Origin of the sequence: Lentzea flaviverrucosa, assembly GCF_003350445.1 — a bacterium.
GTDB classification, from domain to species: Bacteria; Actinomycetota; Actinomycetes; order Mycobacteriales; family Pseudonocardiaceae; genus Lentzea; species Lentzea californiensis.
On the sequence record NZ_QQAU01000001.1, the window covers coordinates 1183449 to 1204795 of the forward strand.

17 protein-coding genes are annotated in these 21347 nt (G+C 67.3%); 10 read left to right on the forward strand and 7 right to left on the reverse strand.

The genetic code is table 11. The features are described 5' to 3' along the window. The first annotated feature begins 2 nt into the window (after positions 1 to 2). The 4 genes from DFR72_RS05320 to DFR72_RS05335 are packed head-to-tail and all read left to right on the forward strand — an operon-like array spanning position 3 to position 5687. Complete coding sequence (locus DFR72_RS05320; protein ID WP_090063765.1) at positions 3 to 1784, forward strand: proton-conducting transporter transmembrane domain-containing protein; 1782 nt, start codon at positions 3 to 5, stop codon at positions 1782 to 1784. Positions 1785 to 1791: 7 nt separating this feature from the next. Continuing rightward, positions 1792 to 3282, forward strand: coding sequence for a complex I subunit 4 family protein (locus tag DFR72_RS05325; protein WP_090064489.1), 1491 nt, complete (start codon positions 1792 to 1794; stop codon positions 3280 to 3282). Between the two features lie 13 nt (positions 3283 to 3295). Beyond that, entirely contained in the window at positions 3296 to 4693 is a 1398-nt protein-coding gene (locus DFR72_RS05330; protein ID WP_090064488.1) for an NADH-quinone oxidoreductase subunit N, read from the forward strand. Positions 4694 to 4748: 55 nt separating this feature from the next. Beyond that, positions 4749 to 5687 carry a DUF3152 domain-containing protein gene (locus DFR72_RS05335; protein WP_090063764.1) on the forward strand — a complete coding sequence of 313 codons (939 nt, stop codon included), beginning with the start codon at positions 4749 to 4751 and terminating at the stop codon, positions 5685 to 5687. Positions 5688 to 5690: 3 nt separating this feature from the next. Here the strand turns inward: DFR72_RS05335 and DFR72_RS05340 are convergent, their stop codons facing one another. After that, a complete protein-coding gene (locus tag DFR72_RS05340; protein ID WP_090063763.1) occupies positions 5691 to 7202 on the reverse strand; it encodes a multicopper oxidase family protein in 1512 nt (503 codons plus the stop codon). A gap of 230 nt (positions 7203 to 7432) precedes the next feature. Between DFR72_RS05340 and DFR72_RS05345 the strand changes: the two genes are divergently transcribed. The 5 genes from DFR72_RS05345 to DFR72_RS05365 all read left to right on the forward strand — a co-directional run bounded on the left by DFR72_RS05345 (position 7433) and on the right by DFR72_RS05365 (position 12051). Next, on the forward strand, positions 7433 to 7714 hold the full coding sequence (locus DFR72_RS05345; RefSeq protein WP_090063762.1) for a metal-sensitive transcriptional regulator: 282 nt from the start codon (positions 7433 to 7435) through the stop codon (positions 7712 to 7714). Positions 7715 to 7749: 35 nt separating this feature from the next. Beyond that, entirely contained in the window at positions 7750 to 7959 is a 210-nt protein-coding gene (locus DFR72_RS05350; protein ID WP_090063761.1) for a heavy-metal-associated domain-containing protein, read from the forward strand. 11 nt (positions 7960 to 7970) lie between these two features. Continuing rightward, the gene (locus DFR72_RS05355; protein ID WP_090063759.1) at positions 7971 to 8918 is read left to right on the forward strand and encodes a hypothetical protein; all 948 of its coding nucleotides are present in this window, start codon (positions 7971 to 7973) and stop codon (positions 8916 to 8918) included. Positions 8919 to 8949: 31 nt separating this feature from the next. Continuing rightward, a complete protein-coding gene (locus DFR72_RS05360) occupies positions 8950 to 11196 on the forward strand; it encodes a heavy metal translocating P-type ATPase (protein ID WP_090064487.1) in 2247 nt (748 codons plus the stop codon). Positions 11197 to 11262: 66 nt separating this feature from the next. Beyond that, positions 11263 to 12051, forward strand: coding sequence for an alpha/beta fold hydrolase (locus tag DFR72_RS05365; RefSeq protein WP_090064486.1), 789 nt, complete (start codon positions 11263 to 11265; stop codon positions 12049 to 12051). A gap of 66 nt (positions 12052 to 12117) precedes the next feature. Here the strand turns inward: DFR72_RS05365 and DFR72_RS05370 are convergent, their stop codons facing one another. Both DFR72_RS05370 and DFR72_RS05375 read right to left on the reverse strand, forming a co-directional pair. Then, positions 12118 to 12573, reverse strand: a complete 456-nt coding sequence (locus DFR72_RS05370; RefSeq protein WP_090063758.1) for a DUF2231 domain-containing protein — start codon at positions 12571 to 12573, stop codon at positions 12118 to 12120. Between the two features lie 53 nt (positions 12574 to 12626). Further along, positions 12627 to 12998, reverse strand: a complete 372-nt coding sequence (locus DFR72_RS05375; RefSeq protein WP_211335313.1) for a hypothetical protein — start codon at positions 12996 to 12998, stop codon at positions 12627 to 12629. Positions 12999 to 13397: 399 nt separating this feature from the next. Between DFR72_RS05375 and DFR72_RS05380 the strand changes: the two genes are divergently transcribed. Further along, on the forward strand, positions 13398 to 14336 hold the full coding sequence (locus tag DFR72_RS05380; protein WP_245982532.1) for a C40 family peptidase: 939 nt from the start codon (positions 13398 to 13400) through the stop codon (positions 14334 to 14336). 52 nt (positions 14337 to 14388) lie between these two features. Here the strand turns inward: DFR72_RS05380 and DFR72_RS05385 are convergent, their stop codons facing one another. The 4 genes from DFR72_RS05385 to DFR72_RS05400 form a co-directional block, all read right to left on the reverse strand. Beyond that, entirely contained in the window at positions 14389 to 14610 is a 222-nt protein-coding gene (locus tag DFR72_RS05385; RefSeq protein ID WP_090063756.1) for a heavy-metal-associated domain-containing protein, read from the reverse strand. Positions 14611 to 14623: 13 nt separating this feature from the next. Further along, positions 14624 to 15697, reverse strand: a complete 1074-nt coding sequence (locus DFR72_RS05390; protein ID WP_245982534.1) for a sulfite exporter TauE/SafE family protein — start codon at positions 15695 to 15697, stop codon at positions 14624 to 14626. Positions 15698 to 15808: 111 nt separating this feature from the next. After that, positions 15809 to 16231 (reverse strand): hypothetical protein, encoded by a 423-nt coding sequence (locus DFR72_RS05395; RefSeq protein ID WP_143086636.1) that lies wholly within the window; start codon positions 16229 to 16231, stop codon positions 15809 to 15811. A gap of 178 nt (positions 16232 to 16409) precedes the next feature. Beyond that, positions 16410 to 21233 (reverse strand): DUF4082 domain-containing protein, encoded by a 4824-nt coding sequence (locus tag DFR72_RS05400; protein ID WP_090064483.1) that lies wholly within the window; start codon positions 21231 to 21233, stop codon positions 16410 to 16412. Between the last annotated feature and the right edge of the window lie 114 nt (positions 21234 to 21347).

The following is a 21347-nucleotide window of genomic DNA, read 5'->3' on the forward strand; positions in this document are numbered from 1 at the left end:
CGATGACCTTGTGGCTGCTGGTCTCCGTCCCGCTGGTCCTGGGCTCTGCGTTGCTGGTCGCCGGCCGTCGCGCTGATCGGTTCGCGCCGGTGACCGCGATCGCGGCGGCGGTCGCCTGCCTACTGCTCGCGTCGTTCGCCGCCTACACCCGGCCGGCCGTCTCGGCACCGTTTCTCGAGGGGATTTCGTTCGGTCTCGAGGTGGACGGCTTGTCCGCGGTCATGGTGCTCACTGTGGCCGTGGTGCTGGTCGCGGTGTTGGTGTTCGCCGCAGGCGAAATGGGACGGCAAGCGCGGTTCTTCGGGCTGATGCTGTTGTTCGCGGGCGCGATGCTGGTCACCGTCACGGCCACGACGATGGTGTCGCTCCTGATGGCCTGGGAGGTCATGGGTGCGACGTCGTACGCGTTGATCGCTTACTGGTGGCGCGACGAGCACCGGGTCGAGTCCGGCAACATCGCCTTCCTCACCACGCGCGCGGCTGATCTTGGCCTGTACCTGGCCGCCGGTGCGGTGCTCGCGGGCGGAGCCGGAGGACTGGCGCTCGCCGATCTTCCGCAGCTCACGCCTGGATGGCGTGACGTGGCCGCCGCCGGCATCGTGCTGGCCGCGCTGGGCAAGTCGGCGCAGCTGCCGTTCAGCTTCTGGTTGTCACGAGCGATGGACGGCCCGAGCCCGGTGTCGGCGTTGCTGCACTCGGCCACGATGGTGGCCGCCGGGGCGTATCTGCTGCTACGGCTGGAGCCGCTGCTCGCCGCGACGGCATGGGCAGCGGTCGTGGTGGCCTGGGTGGGTGCGGTGACCGCGCTGCTGCTCGGCGCCGTGGCCGTGGTGCAGCGAGATCTGAAGCAGTTGCTTGCAGCCTCGACGTGCGCACAGGTCGGGTTCATGGTGCTGGCAGCGGGCGTCGGCGGAGTCACCGCGGGCTCTGCACACCTCATGGCGCACGCGGCCACGAAGAGCCTGCTGTTCCTCTGCGCGGGCGCGTGGCTCACCGCGCTCGGCACCAAGGACCTCTCGGCGCTGCGCGGAGCCGCTCGGCGTTACCGCGTCGTCGGACTGAGTTTTGCGGTAGGCGCACTCACCTTGGCCGGAGCACCGCCGTTGTCGATCTGGGTGACGAAGGACGCCGTGCTCGCCGATGCGTTGCGCGCTTCCCTGCCGCTATACCTCGCCGGGCTCGCCGCGGCGGTCATGAGCGGGCTGTACGCGGGACGTGCGCTGTGGCTGGTGTGGACCGGTGACAGCGCGAGCGACGCTCCATCTGTTCCACGTGCGCTGGTGTGGCCGCTGCCCGTGCTGGCAGCAGCTGCCGCGGTGCTCGGCATCCCCCTGCTGGGCCGGGCAGTGGCCTGGGAACTCGCGGTGTCGGGTGTGTTGGCGGTGCTGGCCGTCGCCCTGGCGATCAAGCTGACACAGCAAGGCGACCGGCTCGCGAGCTCGACAGGAGTGCTGGCGGACTGGCTGGGACTCGAGCTTTTTGCACGCCGTGCCGTGGTCATGCCGACGCTCGCTGTGGCGGGATGGCTGGCGAGGTTCGACGATCACGTCGTGGCGGGGAGCGTACGAACCTCAGCCGCCATCGGAAGCGCCACCGCACGCGTGGCCAGCTTGCGTATCGACGTCTCGCTGGACCGGGTCGTCACCGGCGTCACCGAGAACGCCAGGCGGCTCGGCCGGCTGGCCCGACGCCCTCAGACCGGCCAGCTGCACCACTACTACGCCCAGGCAGTCGTCGTCCTCGCACTGCTCGCGACGCTGCTGATCATTGCCGGACGAGGGTGAGGTGAACGTGCTCAGCATCGTGGTCTTCCTACCCATCGCCGCAGCCGTGGCTCTGCTGCTGTTCCCGCGGATGAGCGACTCGGCGGTCAGGTGGACGTGGATCACTGTCACCGCCGTTGATCTCCTGCTCGTACTCGGGTTGTGGATCGCGTCGCCTCCGCCGGGTGACGGCTTCGCCTACGAGGTCGACCTGCAGTGGATCCCGAGCGTCGATTCCGGCTACCACATCGGTGTCGACGGGCTGAGCATGCCGCTCGTGGCGCTGACCTCCGTTTTGTTCTTCGCCTGCGCGATCTACTCGGCGCGGGAAACGCGACGCGTTCGCTCGTTCGCGGCGCTGTTCCTGTTCTTGCAGACGGTGTGCCTGGGGCTGTTCGTCTCGCTCGATCTGATCCTGTTCTTCGTCTTCTTCGACCTGTCGATCGTCGGTATGTACTTCGTGATCGCGGGCTGGGGGCACCGGAACGCGGCCCGTGCAGCGCTGCAGTTCTTCCTGTACACCTTCCTCGGATCGCTCGCGCTGCTGCTCGGGTTCATCGGGCTGTACCTCGCGGCCACGCCGCACACGTTCGACATCGTGGAGTTGACCCGGCAGAACCCGCTGGCGGGTAAGGGAGTCGCCGGCGCGCTGATCCTTCTCGCGCTCGGCATCGGTCTGGCCATCAAGACGCCCACGGTGCCGTTCCACACCTGGCTGCCACCCGCACACACCGAGGCTCCGGCGGCCGGATCGGCGATCCTGGCCGGGGTGCTGCTGAAGATGGGCACCTACGGCTTCATCCGCATCGTCATGCCCGTGCTGCCCGATGCGTGGCGGCAGTACGCCCTGGTATTCGTGATCGTAGGCGTGGTGAGCGTCATCTACGGTGCGCTGGTCGCGCTGGCGCAGCGTGACTTCAAACGGATGATCGCCTACACCTCGGTCAACCACATGGGATACGTGATCCTGGCCGTCGGCGCCGCAGGACTCGTCGCCTCCTCCGAGTCGCAGGCACGGCATCTCGCCATCACCGGGTCAGTGACCCAGATGGTCAGCCACGGCCTCATCACCGGTGCGCTGTTCCTACTGGCTGGCGCGATGTGGGACCGCGGTGGCACCTATGACATGGACAGCTACGGAGGTCTGGCGGCGCAGGCGCCGCGGTTCGCCGGACTAACCGGGCTGGCCGCGTTCGCTTCGCTCGGGCTGCCTGGGTTCTCCGGGTTCATCGCCGAATTCCAGATCTTCACCGGATCGCTCGGCGGTGCGCCGATCGCGACCGCGTTGGCGTTCCTCGGAATCCTGATCACGGCAGCACTCTTCCTGCGTGCTTTGCAGCAAGTGCTGCTCGGTTCGCAGCGGTCGCCGTCCGGAGAGTTCGGTGACCTGACGTGGCCTGAGTCCGCCTCGATCGGGCCGCTGATCGCGCTGTCCGTCCTCATCGGACTGTTCCCGCGTCCGCTGCTGGACGCGATCGAACCGGCCGCCCGCACCGTCAGCGCGATCTTCGGCGGGTGACCGCGTGGAGACGATGAACGAGAACCCGGTCGCGCTGCTGCCGGAGATCTTCCTCGCCGTAGCCGCCGTCGTCGGCCTGCTGCTCGGGTCATACCTGCCGCGGCACCGCCAGTGGCTGGTCCGGGTGCTCTCCGCGATCGCCTGCCTCGCGGGCATCGCGGTCACGGTGACGATGTGGCCCGGGATGGACCAAGCGGTGTTCGGCGACAGCTTCGTGATCGATGTCGCCACCAACGCGACGCGGGTGATCGTGCTGCTGGCGACGCTGATCGTGACCGGCCTGGCCGGTGAGGTCGCCGGATGGGCCAGGGAGGCCGAGTTCCACGTGCTCGTGCTGCTCGCGGCGCTGGGCACCGTGGTGCTGGCCGGTGCGGCGGACCTGATGCTGCTCGCGGCCGGGTATCTGCTCGCGAGCATCCCGCTGTACGCGCTGGCAGGGTTCGCGAAGGACAAGGCGGGCACTGAGGCGTCGCTGAAGTTCTACCTGCTGGGGGCGTTGCTCGGGGTAGTCACGCTCATCGGGGTCACGCTGCTGTTCGGTGTAGGCGGGGCGACTGGGTACATGGAACTGCGGCTGGCCGAGGCGCCGCCGGCCGCCGTGGCGGTGGGCACCGTTGCGGTGCTGGCTGGTCTGTTGTTCAAGATCGGTGCGGTCCCCGCTCACTTCTGGGTGCCGGACGTGACCGAAGGCTCCAGGCCGGTGGTGGCGGCGTTCGTCACGACCGTGCCGAAGATCGGCGCAGTGGTCGCGACCTACCGTTTGGTGGCCGTGCCTCTACGGGACGCCGGTGTCGACTGGAGCCTGTTGATCGCGGTCATCGCCGCGGCCACCATGACGCTGGGCAACCTCGCGGCGTTCTTCCAGGACAACGTCCGGCGACTGCTCGCCTACTCGACGATCAGCCAGGTCGGGTACCTGCTCATGGCGGTCGCGGTGGCCGAGCGCGCTGACTTGGCGCTGCCGAGCGTGCTGCTGTACCTGGCCGCGTACGCGATCACGAACCTGGGCGCGTTCGCGGTCGTGTGCGCGCTGCCTTCAGCGGTGACGCTCGAGGACTACCGCGGTCTTGTGCGTGAGCGGCCCTGGCTCGCCGTCAGCCTGGTCGTCTGTCTGCTGGGTCTGGTCGGCACCCCGCCGACCGCGGTGTTCGCCGGCAAGTTGACCGTGTTCACCGCCGCCCTCGACGGTGGGCTGCTCTGGCTGGCGGTACTCGGCGCGCTCAACACGGTCGCCAGCTTGTTCTACTACCTGCGATGGGTGGTTCCGGCCGTACGGGGTGAAGCCGCAGGCATCACCGACATCCGCCCTTCGGCGGTACGCGTGGCGTACGCGCTGGCCGTGATTTCGCTAGTCGGTGGCGTCCTGTCGGGGGCAGTGCTGCCGATGTTCGACGGCGATCTTCTCCAGTGACTATCCTCTCTCCCTACTACGTATCTTCGTAGGTGCTGTGACATGCTGTTGCGCGATGAAGCAGCAGCTGCGCGAACGACCGGCCGGAAGGCCGCTGGTCGCCAGGCTGGATCCGGTCGGCGGCCGTTCAGCCCGGCGCTCTCGTCAACGTCCCGCACGAGACTGGATCGTGGCGGTGGCCGCTGTACTCGCCCTCTTCGGACTCAGCGCCGTGGCCGTACGTGACACATTGACGCCCCCGCCTGCCGAGACAGCGGCCCCGACGCCGAAGCTCGACCAGCCCAGTGCCGTCGCGCATGACGAGGCCGGGCACGCGCTCACGAACCGAACACCTCCCGCACCGAATCCCGATCCGAAGGTCTTCGATGCGGTGAAGGCATCCGCCGAACTCCCACCCGGTGGTGACTTCACCGTTCAAGGCACGAAGAAGTGGACGGTCGTGCCCGGAACCAGTCCCGCAGTGGGCGGGCCGAACCGGGTCACCTACACCGTCGAGATCGAGGACGGCGTGCAACTCGTCGGCGGCCCCGAGACCTTCGCCACCGACGTCAGCACGATCCTCGCCGACCCGCGCGGATGGATCGGCGACAAGCAGCACGGTTTCCAGCGCCTCGACTCCGGCAAGCCCGACTTGAGGATCAGGCTCACCTCGCAGATGACCACGCGCGACGTGTGCGGGTTCGCGATCCCGTTCGAGGGCTCGTGCGTCAACGGGGACAACGTGACGATCAACGTCGCCCGCTGGGTGCGAGGCGCGGTCTCGTTCCAAGGCGCTCTGGTGGAGTACAAGCAGTACGTGGTCAACCACGAGGTCGGCCACGGTCTGGGGTACGACCACAAGTCCTGTCAGGAGAATGGCGCGCTAGCGCCCATCATGATGCAGCAGTCATGGGGCATCTCGAACGACTACCTCGCCACGTTGGGCACTGACCGGGTGAACAAGGACGGCAAGGTGTGCAAACCCAACGCCTGGCCCTACCCCACCGGCCAGTAACCGTCACTCCACATAGGACAGCATGGCCATCATTCCCGCCTCACCGTGGTACACGTTGTGGCAGTGGATGAGCCATTGGCCGGGATTGTCGGCATCGAAGTCCACGATCAGTTCCCTGCCGGGCAACACGATCGCGGTGTCCCGGCGAGGACCGATCTTGCCGTTCGCCCGCACCTGGAACGTGTGTCCGTGCACGTGCATGGGATGGAACATCTTCGACTTGTTCTGCATCCGCAGCCGCACGACCTGTCCCGAACGGATCGGCAGGCCGTCGGTTGGGTCGTAGGCCTTGCCGTTGATCGTCCAGGAGTACTTGTCGCCAGGGCCTTCCAGGACGAGATCGTGCGTGACGTCCGGCTCACGCAACGGCAGGGCAACACTGTCTGCCGCCCGCAGTGCGTTCATCTCCGGCACCACCAGCTTCGCCAGTTCCGCGGTGAGTGATTCGCTGTCCGCTGACGCCGCCGCTCCGGTGGACAGCAGCACCTGGGCGAACAAACCGCGACCCTCGGCGAGAGCGAGCACGGGCACCGTCCGATCAGGCACGGTCACGACGCAGTCGAGCCGCTCCCCCATCCCCAGCAGAACGACGTCCAGCTCCACCGGCACCACGGGGAAGCCGTCCGCGTGGGTCACGGTCATCGGCACCCCTGGCACGCCGACCCGAAACACCGTGTCCGCCGCCGCGTTGATCAGCCTCAACCGGATGCGCTGCCCCGGCTTGGTGGCGAACGTCTGCGGAGCCTTCCACACCTTGCCGTTGGCGAGCACGTGCGGATAGATGACATCGCCTGCGTCGCCACCGAGCAGATCGGACTTCGGCATCGCGGGCATGCCGGGCATCGAGCCGTGGTCCATACCGGGCATGCCGTTGGTGCGCAGCTCGTCGAACACGGCATCCGGTGTCTGGCCGAGTCCGTCGAGCCAGTCGTCGAGCAGGACGACCAGTTCAGTGTCGTAGTTCCCGCCGTCCTCCGGGTTCTCCACGATCAGCGGCGCGTAGAGGCCGCGGTCGAGTTGCACCCCCGAGTGCGGATGAAACCAGTAGGTTCCGGGGTCCGGCGCGGTGAACTCGTAGGTGAAGGAACCACCGGGCACGATCTCGCTCTGAGTGAGGTCCGGGACGCCGTCCATGTCATTGCGCAGTGCGAGGCCGTGCCAGTGGATGCTCGTCGGCTTCGGCAGCTGATTGCGCAGTTCGACGTTCAACAGGTCGCCACGCCTGATCCTGATCTCTTTGCCGGGGACGTCTCCGTATGACCAGGTGTTCGCCGTGATCCCGCCCAGGTCGACCTCGGCCTGGACTGCGGCAAGCTTGATCGACGTCCGGCGCGCACCCGCGATCTGACGGGCGCGCTCGGCGGCGGCCACCTCCGGCGAGTTGGGCCCGATCAGGGTTCCACCGCCGGAAGAGCCACCGTTGTTCGCACAGCCCGCAACGCCTGTGGCCACCGCGAGGCCGAAGCCGAGCCGGAAGAGGTCCCGGCGGCCGAAGGATGCGGGCTGAGCGGGCATGATGTCCTCCAGAGTCTTCTACTAGGATGAATAGTAGCTATCTCCGATTTAGTGGTCATCCATAACTACGCTCCGGCACGTGCTCCGCGCCACATGAGATACCCCTACCCCGTATGACCACGGACACTTGCACACCCATACCCCCCTTAGGTATAAAGGTGACAAGCGCCCGTCGTTCCCCCGGTCAGTTGCGACCGGCCGCGCGGCGGACCGATCGACAGGAGCGGTAGATGCACGGCTACACCGACAACAAGGAAGCCCACCTGCGCCGCCTGAAGCGCATCGAGGGCCAGGTGCGCGGTCTGCAGCGGATGATCGAGAACGACGACTACTGCATCGACGTGCTCACCCAGATCTCCGCGGCAACGCGCGCGCTCCAGGCTGTCTCACTGGGACTGCTCGACGAGCACCTGAAGCACTGTGTCAGCGAGGCCATCACCGAGGGCGGCACCAAGGCGGACGAAAAGATCGCCGAGGCCAGCAACGCCATCGCCCGTCTCGTCCGCTCCTGATTCCCCAAGTCACACCCGTACACGAGGAGTTTCCCATGGCCGAGTCCACCTACACCGTCACCGGCATGACCTGCGGACACTGCGTCAGCTCGGTGACCGAGGAGATCAGCCAGATCGGTGGCGTGCAGAAGGTCGACGTCGAGCTGGCCAGCGGCAAGGTGACCGTCACCAGCGACCAGCCGGTGGCGGAGGACGACGTCCGGACCGCGGTCACCGAGGCCGGCTACACGCTCGTCGCGAGCTGAAAGGATCCGAGATGAACACCGCCACGAAGGTGACCGCCTACGCGGGCGTGCTGGCGATCGTCTTCGGCGGCGCCTGGGCTGCCGGCGCCGCTGTCGGCCCGTCCGGTGGCGCGAGCGCGCCGGCCGCGATGGACCACGGCGCCGCGCAGTCCACCTCGAGCAACACCGGGGACAAGCTGCCGCCCGGTCTGTCCGTCGCTGAGAACGGCTACGTGTTGAAGCCGTTGCGGACCACCGCGACCGCCGGTGAGCAGCAGCCTTTCCAGTTCACGATCGGCACCGCCGACGGCGGCACGGTCACCAAGTTCGACGTGGAGCACGAGAAGCAGCTGCACCTCGTGCTGGTGCGCCGGGACGGTTCCGGTTTCCAGCACGTGCACCCTGAGATGGCCGCGGACGGAACGTGGTCGGTACCGCTGATCCTGCCCGCCGCCGGCAGCTACCGGGTCTTCGCCGACTTCAAGCCGGAGAACGGCACCAAGACCACGCTCGGCACGGACATCCAGGTCTCCGGCAGCTACGAGCCGAAGCAGTACGACACCGACACACGTGAATTCACAGTGGACGGCTACACCGTGCGCCTCGATGGGGATCTCAAATCCGGCGCGGAGTCCCTGGTAACCACGACCGTGACGAAGGACGGCAAGCCGGTCACCGACCTGCAGCCCTACCTAGGCGCGAACGGCCACCTCGTGGCACTGCGCTCAGCCGACCTCGCCTACCTGCACGTCCACCCGATGGAGGCACCAGGCGCCGGTCCTGAGGTGAAGTTCATGGTCGAGGTGCCGACCTCCGGTCGCTACCGCCTGTTCCTGGACTTCCAGCACGAGGGCAAGGTCCGTACCGCCGAGTTCACCCTCGGCACCACGGGATCCGCTCCCGCACCGTCCACACCTTCCACGTCCACGTCCGCTCCGGCCACCCCGCCTGCCGACGACCACGGCGGTCACGGTGGCTGAGCCCAGCACCATCGAAGAGGAGGCGCGCTCCATGAGTTCACCGACCAGTGAGATCGAGCTGTCGATCGGCGGCATGACCTGCGCCTCCTGCGCCGCGCGGATCGAGCGCAAGCTGAACAAGCTCGACGGCGTCCAGGCCAGCGTCAACTACGCCACCGAGAAGGCCAGGGTCAGCTTCCCCGAGTCGCTGACGGCCGAAGACCTGGTGAAGGTTGTCGAGGCCACCGGCTACAAGGCCGAACTGCCCGCTCCCCCGCAGGTCGGCGAGAGCGCGGCACAGGCCGAACAGGATCCGGCGCGGTCGTTGCGACAGCGGTTGATCACCTCGGTGGTGCTCACCGTGCCGGTGATCGCGCTCGCCATGATCCCGGCACTGCAGTTCACCTACTGGCAGTGGCTGTCACTCACGCTCGCCGCACCCGTCGTGGTGTGGGGCGCGTGGCCGTTCCACAAGGCGGCGTGGACCAACCTGCGCCACGGCGCCGCGACGATGGACACCCTGATCTCGATCGGCGTCGGCGCGGCGACTCTGTGGTCGCTGTACGCGTTGTTCCTCGGCACCGCGGGCACGCCGGGCATGACGCACGCCTTCGAGCTGACCGTCCAGCGGATGTCGGGCGCCGGCAACATCTACCTCGAAGTCGCTGCGGGCGTGACCACGTTCATCCTCGCCGGCCGATACTTCGAGGCGCGGTCCAAGCGTCGCGCCGGTGCCGCGCTGCGTGCCCTGCTCGAGCTCGGAGTGAAGGACGTCGCGGTGCTGCGTGACGGACGCGAGCAGCGCATCAGCATCGACGACCTCAAGGTCGGCGACCGGTTCGTGGTGAGGCCGGGCGAGAAGATCGCCACCGACGGCGTGATCGAGGAGGGCAGCTCGGCGATCGACGCGAGCATGCTCACCGGCGAGTCGGTGCCCGTCGAGGTCACCACCGGTGACGCGGTCGTCGGCGCCACAGTGAACGCGGGCGGACGGCTCGTCGTCCGGGCCACGCGGATCGGGTCCGACACGCAGCTCGCGCAGATGGCCAAGCTCGTCGAGGACGCGCAGAGCGGCAAAGCTGAGGTGCAGCGCCTGGCTGACCGGATCTCCGCGGTCTTCGTGCCGATCGTGATCGCACTCGCCGTCGGCACGCTGGCGTTCTGGCTTGGTTCGGGCTCGGGCGCCTCGGCGGCGTTCACCGCCGCCGTGGCGGTATTGATCATCGCCTGCCCGTGCGCGCTGGGCCTCGCCACGCCGACGGCGCTGCTGGTGGGCACTGGACGTGGCGCACAGCTCGGCATCCTGATCAAGGGACCGGAGGTGCTGGAGTCGACCAGGCGGGTCGACACCGTCGTGCTGGACAAGACCGGCACGGTGACCTCCGGGCAGATGAGCCTGGTCGAGGTCCACGCGGCAGACAGCGTGACCGAAGAAGAGATGCTGCGGCTGGCCGGTGCGCTGGAGCACGCCTCCGAGCACCCGATCGCCAGGGCGATCGCCACGGGCGCCACCGAACGCGTCGGCGAGCTGCCTGCGGTGGAGGGCTTCCAGAACCTGGAAGGCCTAGGCGTGCAGGGCGTCGTCGGCGAGCACGCCGTCCTCGTCGGCCGCGCTCGCTTGCTGGAGGAGTGGAGCGTCCGGCTCAGCGAGGAACTCGCCACCGCCAAGAAGGAGGCGGAGGCCAAGGGCCGCACCGCCGTGCTGGTGGCCTGGGACGGCGAGGCACGCGGTGTGCTGGTGGTTGCGGACACAGTCAAGCCCACCTCGGCCGAGGCGATCGCCGGACTGCGTGCTCTCGGTCTGCGGCCGGTGCTGCTGACCGGCGACAACGAAGCCGTTGCCAAGGCGGTGGCTGCGGAGGTCGGGATCGACGAGGTCATCGCCGAGGTGCTGCCCAAGGACAAGGTCGACGTGGTCAAGCGCCTGCAGTCCGAGGGCCGCGTGGTCGCGATGATCGGCGACGGCGTGAACGACGCCGCCGCACTCGCCCAGGCCGACCTCGGGCTCGCCATGGGCACCGGCACCGATGTCGCCATCGAGGCCAGCGACATCACTCTCGTGCGCGGCGATCTGCGGGCCGCGGTCGACGCCATCCGGCTGTCGCGGCGCACGCTCGGCACGATCAAGGGCAACCTGTTCTGGGCCTTCGCCTACAACGTGGCCGCCCTGCCGCTGGCCGCGCTCGGCCTGCTCAACCCGATGATCGCCGGAGCCGCGATGGCGTTCTCTTCGGTCTTCGTCGTGAGCAACAGCTTGCGGCTGCGGGGCTTCCGCAGCGCGAACAAGCAGACCGTCTGACCGGTGGTCCGGCTCGCATATCCGCGAGCCGGACCACTTCCGTTCATCACCACTGAGGGGGCAGTGATGCAGGACAGCCATGTCACCAGGGCGGGCGCGAAGATCGCGTACGAGCTCACCGGATCCGGACCACTTCTCGGCTACGCCCACGGAGTCTTCCTCAGCCGCGCAGCGGTCCGGCGACTCCACCTTCTCGACTTCGACGCCCTCGCCGCGGATCGCCGGCTGCTGACCTACGACCAGCGCGGCCACGGACACTCGACGGGCCGCCCGATCGCCGACGACTACCGCTTCGAGAACTTCACCCTCGACCTGCTCGCCCTCCTCGACGAGCTGGATCTCGACGAGCCGATCGACTTCATGGGCTCCTCATTGGGCTGCGACGTCGCTTTGCGCGCCGCCATCGCTCAGCCCAGCCGCTTCCGCCGCCTCGTGCTGATCATTCCGCCGGTGGCGTGGGAAGAGGGCCCCAACCAGACGAGGCAGTGGTACACCGACAACGCCGAGGTGATCGAGTCACGCGGCGCCGCGCACTGGCGGCAGGAGTGGGCACAGAAGGCGCCTCTGCCGATCTTCGCCGACTACCCGGCCTTCGACATGACCCCGGACATCCCTGACGAGCTGCTCGCCCCGATCCTGCGCGGCATCGGTGAGTCGGACCTGCCGGCGCCTGAAGAGATCGTGACGCTGCCTCATCCGGCGCTGATCCTCACGTGGGACACCGACCCGTTGCACCCGGTGTCGACGGCGGAACGGCTTCACGAGTTGCTGCCCGACTCAACCCTGCACGTGTCGACAACCGTCGCCGATGTGCAGACCTGGACGAACCGCATCGCTGACTTCCTGGCTGATTAGGCCGCCGGCATGGCGCGGGTCAGCTCGTGATGTGTGGGCTGGACGCGGCGGTCGCGGACCGAAGGCTCAGGCGTGTCGATGAGCAAGCACCACTCCGCTGACCACTCCCGCCACGAGAAACAGCGCACCGATCAACGACACCACCAGTGCCTGCACACCGACGGCCTGGTCAAGAGGTTCGGCCTTCCTCAGCACATAGCCCGTGAGGAAGGTGATGGAGGCTGCGGTCATCAGTCCGAAATGGATCAAAGCCAGGCGGAACTCCTTGGTGCCTGCGGGAATCGACAGCGAATCGAGGAACCCTGCCACTGCGGCGACACCCGCGCCCAACAGCCCCCACCCGATCAGCGAGGTGGCCGCTCGACCATCTGATACCGGGTCAACGGCTGAGCGGGACGCGAAGTCCAGCACGAGGCTCGCCAACCAGCAGCTGACCGGAAGAACCCCGAGCACCGCATGCGGTCTGGCGTGCCGCCGCCACGGGCGCGACCTGATCGTGTCCGTCTTGCCGTCACTCCACACCTGGGCAAGCCTATCTACTCAACAGTCGAAGACAGGCGATTTCCTCGCAGCCCCTAGACGAGATCCTCATCAACGTCGGGCAGCGTCTTCCGGTCGATCAGGCGCGCGACGAGGCCGTCGGGCATGTCGGCGCGACCGGGCCCGCCCGCGGCAATCCACATGAGGATGTCCTGCGTCGCCTCCTCGGTGAGCACTCCACCGAACCAGACAGGACGGGCTCCCTGTGCACGCGCCGGCGCCGCGGGGCGAACGACCACGACGTTGGAGTAGTCGCATGAGTCAAGGCAGTTCGCGACGCTGACGTTTCCGGCCCCGACGCCCTCGCGCAGCGCTCGCAGCTGGCGTTCGTGGTCGATGCCGGGATGCTTCTCCGCGGTGCCACAGCAACAGCCTCGGCACACGGTCAGCTTGCTCGAGTCGGTCACATGTTCTCCAGGTCGAATGTCGCGAGCGCGGATATTATCTGTGGCTTCAGCTGCCACCGCTACGGTCCGCAGGGACACAACCGATGAACGACTATCCGAAATAGTGGGATCAGCGGGTTGGGCGTGAGCCGCCGAGATGTCCGAATGCCGTGATCTTCAGATCACCGCCGACTGGAACGAAAACATACGATCAACGGACGTACTAAGCCCCCTAGTGGACGAATCGATCCACGTTCCGTAACCTGGCCGCGACCTTCAGGCCCGCGGTAGTCCGCTCGGGTCTCCAACCGGGGTCGCCGCACCACACAGGGCGACGACCTCCGCGATGAAGGAGGAACACGCGACGTGGTGTCGCCCCTCTCAAGGCGCACGGTCCGTGGAGCGGTAGCGGCTGCAGCAGTGGTCGCGGCGGCGAGTCTGACTCCCGCCTCCGCAGACCCGGCTCTGCCGCCGAACGCCTCGGAAGCGTTGAAGAAGTACAACGACCTGGCCAAACAGGCCGAGAAGCTCAACGAGGACCATCTGCGCGCGCAGGAGGACCTCAAGGCCAAGCAGGGCGATCTCGAGAAGGCCAAGATAGACCTCGGTACCGCGAAGCAGGCCGAGGAGGTGCTGCGCGGGCAGGTCGACGTGATCACCGAGTCGACGTTCCAGGGCGCCAAGTTCAACCAGCTCTCCGCAATGCTCGTCAGCGACTCGCAGCAGGACTTCCTCAACCGGATGTCCGCACTCGGGATCCTCGCCGCCGACAACGCCGAAGCACTCGGCAAGTTGACGGACGCGGTCGCCCAGGCGGACGACGCCCAGCGCCGGGCTCAGGAGGCCAGTGACGGCGCGAACAAGGCCGTCGCGGACATCACCCAGCGCAAGGCCGAGTTGGACAGTCAGGTCACCCTCGCCCGCCAGCAGTACAACCAGCTCAACGCCTCAGACCGCGGCGTGCTCGGCAGCACCGGTGACATGTCCAAGATCGCCGTTCCGGCCGGCACAGCGGGCAAGGCGCTGGCGTACGCGCTCGCGCAGCGCGGAGACCCCTACGTGTTCGGTGCCAATGGACCCGACGCGTGGGACTGCTCGAGCCTGATGCAGGCGTCCTACCGGACGGCAGGGGTGTCGATCCCGCGCACCACTTACGGTCAGGCCGGAGTGGGCCGCACGGTGTCGCGCAACGAGGTCAAGGCGGGCGACCTGATCATCTACTACGCGGACCAGCACCACGTCGCGATGGCGGTGGACAGCGTCCGTGCGGTGCACGCCTCGACCGAGGGTGTTCCCGTGAAGATCGCCGACATCGACTCGATCGGCCCCATCAACGTCATCCGCCGCATCGAAGGATGACAGGACGCGCCGGGCGGTCTCTCCCGAGCCGCCCGGCGTGCGCTGGACATCGTCAGGACATCGGCGAGGCCTGGTAGCCGAGCTCTTCGATCGCGCGGATCACGTCCTCGGGAGTGCTCTGGCTCGGATCCAGCTCCACCGTACTGCGCCGCTGTTTGACGGTGGTCTGGGTGCTTTGGACGCCCGGCAGGTCTTCGAGAGCGTCGTCGATGAGCAGCGCGCAGCTGCCGCAGTGCATGCCCTCGACTCTGAAGACGTGTGTCGTGGTGGCCACAGTGGATCCTCTTTCAGACGATGGTGATGACGCCGGTGTACATGCCCATCCCGCAGGCGTAGTCCAGCTGTCCCGGCTGCAGCACGCCCAGATCGATGCGGGTCTCGCCCCTCACCGGTAGGACCTTCTGCTCGTCGCGGATGACGAAGGACCGCACGCAGCCCTGCGCGTTCTCCGACTTGACGACGAGCGTGGTCGGTACACCGGAACGGACCTGAACGTTGTCCGGGCTGTAGGAACCACTGCGCGCGGTGATCACCACCGTTTGCTGTCCGTCCACCTCGGACACGGTGGCAGTATCGGCAGGAGCGTCATCTGATCCGAAGGATTGCTCGATCTTGCTTGCTGCCAGCGGTGATCCGGCCAGTTCGAGGCCGCCGTTGAGCGTGTACAGACCCATGGCCAGCACCACCAGGCCGGTTACGACCGCGAGCCTGCCCTTCCAGGCGGTGGCTGCTTTGCGGGCGGCGTAGCCGAGGATGGCGAACAGCGGACCGGTGCCGAGCACGAACACCGCCATCGTCGCCGCTCCCGACAAGGCAGAACCGGACGCGAGCGCCAGCGCCTCAACGGACAACGTGACACCGCACGGGATCAGCACCGTGGCGAAGCCGAGCAGGGCCGGCGCCAGCGCGGCCTGCGAGCGGGCGCGGCTGCGCACGATCTTCATCCAGGACACCGGCGGTTCGATCACGACGCGGCGAAAGCCGGGAACCCCAAGCTGCGCCAGCCCGAACACGATGATCAGCAAACCGGCGCCGATCTGCAGCCACGTGCGGAGCCCGACCGACAGTTCGACAACGCTCCCGAGCGCGCCCAGCAACGCACCGAGCAGCGTGTGCGACACCAACTTGCCCGCCAGGAAGCCACCGACCGGAGCCATGTCGTCGCCCAGCTGGGCGCGCCAGTTCCGCCGCTCGGCGACCGCAGCGGCCTGTCTGTTCTTCCCGCCACGGGCGAGGGCGGCGGGTTCGGCGGTCCCCGCGCGCTGACGGGTGATCAATCCGGTGAGCAGGCCGCCCTGCACCGCGGCGCAGGACACACCACCGGCGAACAGGCCGGTGATCAGGACAGCAGCAAGATTCACGAAAGCTCCTCCAGATGGGACGGGAAAGGCCGAATGGCACGCCGGCCGAGGTGCCGATGCGCGTCGTTGCCCGTCATCTCGGCGTCGAGCCGAGGTACGGGCAGACCTCTCCTAAATCCGCAACAGACAGAGTGTCGCGAGACTTGGCGCCTGCAGCAGGACGACCGGGGTCAGCGCCACACGGGCAGGCCGCGGTGCTGCTGCTGAGCTGCGCAAACCGGGAAGCCTCAGCCCGGCGACGATGGCGATGACAGCCACGATGAGCATCAGACAGGCCGCGAGTGCACCGCCCATGTCGCTGTCACCAGGAGCATCCGCGTCCGGAGCCATGAGCATCCCGACCGCGGCCGGATGTTGTGCGGTGAGCTCGTGGCCGCCGTCCACCATGACGGTGTTCGCGCCATGTGCCATCGACATGCCGTCGGTGCACTGTGCGCCCACCACCAGAGCCAACCCGGCAAGCACGGCCAGAACGACGACCAGCCGCGAGAGGTGTCCTCGCGCGCCGTGCGTCCTGCGGTCCGTGCCGTTCATGGCCGACATCCTACGGAGCAGGTGTCAACATCGTGTTTGCCTGGGGGCGACACCTACTATTTGTGGGAGTAGATGATCGGAAGGTCGAGGCAACCGCGAACGCACGCCGCCGGGCCGCCTCGCGACAAACATTCGTCTGCGAAGCGGCCCGGCGGCGTGCGACGACCATCTCCGATTGCTAGCTGGAGGAGAACACCACGTCAACCCAGTAGTGGTTGCCGCCGTAGGACAACGTCGGGAAGCCGGAACCGACCTGGTACACGCCGTTGGCCGAGCCTTCCCCTGTGGCGGGCGCCGACAACGGCGGGCTGGTCACCGTGTATCCGGCGAAGTAGCCGGCGTTCACCGAATATCGGCCTGTTGTCGTTGTGTAGGAGGCGATGTAGGTCGTTCCGGCAGTCACCGCGAGCGGCGAGGAGAACGTCAGAGTCTGCCAGCCGCCGGCGGACTCGCCGGTGAACGTGCCGGTGGCCAACCGTTCTCCGGTTGCCGACCACACCGAGCCGGTGTGGGTCCCGGTATTGCCTGGCCCCTTGTAGAACTTGACGCCGGTGATGGTGCCGTTCACCGCGGGCAAGAACCGGACGCCGAGCTCGTAGGCACCGGTGTCGTCCGCCGCTGCGGTCGTCGGCACCGTCGCCGAGCTGAACAACGAACACGGACACGTCTGGCTAGCTGTTGTGGTGAAGGACCACGTGACCGCCTGCGCGGACAGGTTGCCGTTCACGTCCGCCGCACGCACGTTCGCCGTGTAGCGGGTCGATGCGGCCATCTGTGCCGACGGCGTCCAGATCACCGTTTGCTGGTCGGAGGACCGGCTCAGCGTGCCCGTCAGCATCGCGCCACGGGGATTGGCAACGGTGAACTGCGTGTTGGTCAGGTCGATCCGTTCGTCGAACGACGCGGTGACCGTGCTGGTCAGCCCGACCCCGGTCGCGTCCGTGAGCGGAGTGTGCCCGGTCGAGGTGGGCGCGGAGGTGTCGCTGTTGGGGCTGTAGTCGACGTCGACCCAGTAGTTGTTGCCCTGGTAGCTCATCGTCGGGAAGCCACCGCCCGGCTGGAAGACACCGTTGGGGGCGCCCTCCCCGTTCTTCGCCGCGGTGAGCGGTGGTGCGTTGACCCCGCTGGCCTGGAAGTAGCCGGCGTCGACCGAGTAACCACCGGTCGTGGTGGTGTACGAGGCGGTGTAGGTCAGGCCTGGTGAGACTGTCACGGGTGTGGCGAACGTCAGGGTCTGCCAGCCGGTCGCCGACTCGCCGCTGAACGTGCCGGTGGCCAGCCGCTGCCCGGTCGACGACCACAGCGAGCCCGTGTGGCTGCCAGTGTTCTTGGCGCCCTTGTAGAAGCGGACACCGCTGATCTGGCCGCTCTGCGTGGGGCTGAACCGCACGCCGAGTTCGTAGGAGCCGGTGTCGTCGGACGACGTGAGCGTGGGCTCGGTGGCCCTGCTGAACAACGAGCACGGGCACGTCGGCGTGGTGGTCGTCGTGAACGACCAGGTTGCGGTGTTCGCCATGGCGTTGCCGTTGGCGTCGGCGATCAGGACGCTCGCCGTGTACCTGGTCGACGGTGTGAGGGGCGCGGTGGGAGTCCACGTCACGGTTCGCTGATCGCCCGAGAGCGCCACCGTTCCGTAGAGCTTCGCGCCGCCGGGGTCGGTCAGCCAGATCTGGGAGCTGGCGGGGTCGACGGCTTCGCTGAACCGGATCGAGAGCGGTGCGTTCACCGCGATACCGGTGGCATCGACGGCCGGGGTGCGCGTGTCCACTGTGGGTGGTGTCGTGTCACCGTTGAGCCCGTTGCGGTACACGACGTCGACCCAGTAGTTCGCACCGTTGTAGCTCGAAGTCGGGAACCCTCCACCTGATCCGTAGCGGAAGAGGCCGTTGGGGCCGTCCGTGCCGTTGGCGAGTGCCCGGATCGCGCCGTAGCTCGCGGTCTGGCCGTTGAAGTAGCCACCGCTGACCGCGTAGGCGCCGTTGGGTGCGTAGTACGACACCACGTAGGTGGTATTCGCCTGCACGACAACAGGCGTGGCGAAGGTGAGGGTCTGCCACCCGGACGGGGACTCGCCACTGAACGTTCCGCTGGCGAGCAGCAGACCGGTCGACGACCACAGTGATCCGGTGTGCGTACCGGTGTTGCCGGCGCCCTTGTAGAAGCGCACGCCGAGGACTTCGCCCTTGCCGTTGAACCTGACCTTGGTGCCGAGCTCGATCGCCAACTTGTCGTCGGCGTTCTCGATCGTGGGGGTGGCGAAGTCGTCCCACACGGTGCACGGGCAGGTGGCGGGACGTGGCGAGCCGGTCTTGAACGACCAACTTGTTTGCGCGGTCTGGTTACCGGCGGCGTCCTTGACCCGGACCGTTGCCGTGTAGGTGGTTGCAGCCGTCAGAGCCTGCCCTGGTGTGAAGGTCACCGTCTTGCCGGTGCCTGTCACCCCGGTGGTACCCGTGACGGCCCCGGCCGGGCCGGTCAGGGTGAACTGCACAGAGGCCGGATCGACCGCTTCGTCGTAGGTTGCGCTCACCGCCGGGGTGAGGCTGACGCTGCTCGCGCTGTTCAACGGACTGGTGCTGGTCAGTTCCGGCGCACGGGTGTCCGGACCGGGGTCGGGCGCCCACTGCACATCGACCCAGTAGTTGCTGTCCTGGGAGCTGCGGTCCGGGAATCCGGGGCCACTGCGGAACACACCGTTGACGCCGTCGACCCCGGTTTGCAGGCCGGTCAACGGTTCCAGGTACCGGGACTGGCGGCTGAAGTACTCCGCGTCGACCGAGTACCCGCCGTTGGGCGAGAAGTAGGAGACCACGTACGTCGCGCCGCCAGTGACTGCGACGGGCACCGGGAAGGTGAGCGTCTGCCAGCCGGCCGCGGTTTCGCCGCTGAACGTGCCGGTAGCGAGCTGCTGACCGCTGGCCGACCACAAAGTTCCGGTGTGCGTGCCAGTGTTGTTGGCGCCCTTGTAGAAACGGACACCGCGAACGTAACCGTTGGTGTTGGCACGCCACTTCACGCCGAGTTCCAGAGCACTGCCATCGGTCTGGTCGACCACCTTCGGGGTGTCGGCGCTCGTCCACATGCCACACGGGCACGTTCGTGCGGAGACACCAGGCGAGGCGGTCACCGGGGTCGAGAGGTTCAGGGAATCATCGACCGACCGCACCCGGAGCTGCGCCGACCCCGAAGCGGACGGGGTGTAGGTGTAGGCCCAGGTGGTCTTCCCCGCCTCCCAGACCGCCGGGTGCCACCTGGTGCCACCGTCCGTCGACACCTCGACCCCGGCGACCTGGCCCGCGGCGTCAGCCACCGTGCCGGAAAAGGTGTAGGGCTGACCGACCGTCGACGGGGAGGGAACGTTCGTGATCGAGACCACCGGCGCTGTCCTGTCGGTGCTCCCGGTCGCCGCAACAAGGTCGCTCTGCAGCGTGGCGGGCTGCACGCCCATGTCGGCCAGGAAGTTGACGGTCGCCTGCTTCATCCGCACGTCAGACGTCGGGGTATTGGTGAGGAACGCGTGTTCGTCGTCCACGCCCCACGCCCATTGCACCGTGCCCGCACCGAACACCAGCGCCCCGGAAGCCGCCTTGTAGTAGGTGATCGCGTGTGTTTCGTTGCTCGAGCCGTACTGGTCGCCCCAGTTCTTGAGCGCGTAGTAGCCGTCGACGAACACCGTCGTGCGGGACAGTTGCGCCACGCCCGCAGGCTGATAGCCATTGTCCGGCACCGTGTTCCACTCATAACCCAGGGTGCCCGGCTGGAAGGTGTACGTCGAACCCGCAGGCATCGTCGCTAGCGGTGTGTTGCGCCACAAGCGCATCTTGCCGAAGGCCGCAGGAACCTGCATCGAGTCGTCCCGGCGGCCGTTGACGGTGAACCAGTTTCCGAGCAACTGGTTCTCCGGCCGGCCGCCGTCCTGCGGTGGGCTGTAGCGCGGGTCACGCCACGTGCCGGTCCAGTCGTTCAGGCCGTCGTTCTGGAGGCCCTTGGTCTCCTTGAAGCAGGCGATCGTGCGCCAGTCAGTCTGCGAGGAGTCGATGCTCTTCTCCCAGCGGGTCTTCCAGAAGATCTCGTTGCCCGTCAGAAACGCCATGTGCACGCCGGCATCACGCGCCGCCATGACGTTGTTCCACTGCTCGTTCGACCAGTACTCGTCGTGGCCGACCGCCATGAACACCTTGTGGTTTTTGATCAAATGCCCGCGCCGTGCGGAGTCCACATCGGTCGTGTAGCTCATGTCGTACCCGTTGCGCTCCAAGAAGCGCAGCATCGGGTATTCGGCGTTGAAGATGAAGTTCTCGTCGCCGTCACCTCCGGTGTACGGGCGGTTGTAGCTCACCTTGTACGACGAGCCGCCCTGGCCGGGGCCGTCACCGAAGTACAAGCTGTTGCCGCCGTAGCGGTTGTACGCGACCCAGGTGGCATCCGACGTCTGGAACAGGATCTTCGACGTGGACGTGTCGTCGCGGACGACAAACACGATCTCGTTCTGCACGCCGGTGTCGTTCCGTGTCGCTCGGGCGTAGTAGATGCCGGACACGGCATCGGACGGCACGTTCCACGTCACCGACACGGCCCAGTTGCCGCAGTCGATGAGTGCGGTAGGCCCGTCCCGCAGGCATGGCGGCTGGTTCTGCGGGGTGTTGCGGGAGACGGTGCCGATCTGACGTGCGCCCACTCCCCCGTACCAACCGAGCCGGAAGATGTCGAGGCGATACGCGGGCGCGCTGGTCAGCATCTTGAACTGGACCTGGCCGCCCGGCGTGACGCTGATGTCGGTGGTGTAGCCCAGGATCGTGTCGTCCCGGTAGGGCGCCTGCCAGTTCGGCGTTCCGGGCTTGGTGTTCTCGCACGCGACCTTGTTGACCACCGGAGCATCACACGGAGCCGCGCTGGCAGGCGGTGCCATCACCACGTTCGTCGTGACGAACGTGGCGGCCACGAGCACGCAGACGACGAGGAACCGCAGGACGAGCCGCGACCGGGGCTGCTGGGTCGACATGACGCTCCACTTCTCGAACTTCCGACCAGGGCGACGATGCCGTTCGACCGAAGCGGTCGACCCCCAGACCGCTTCGATCACCGTGACTCAGCGCAACACCGGAACTACTATTCG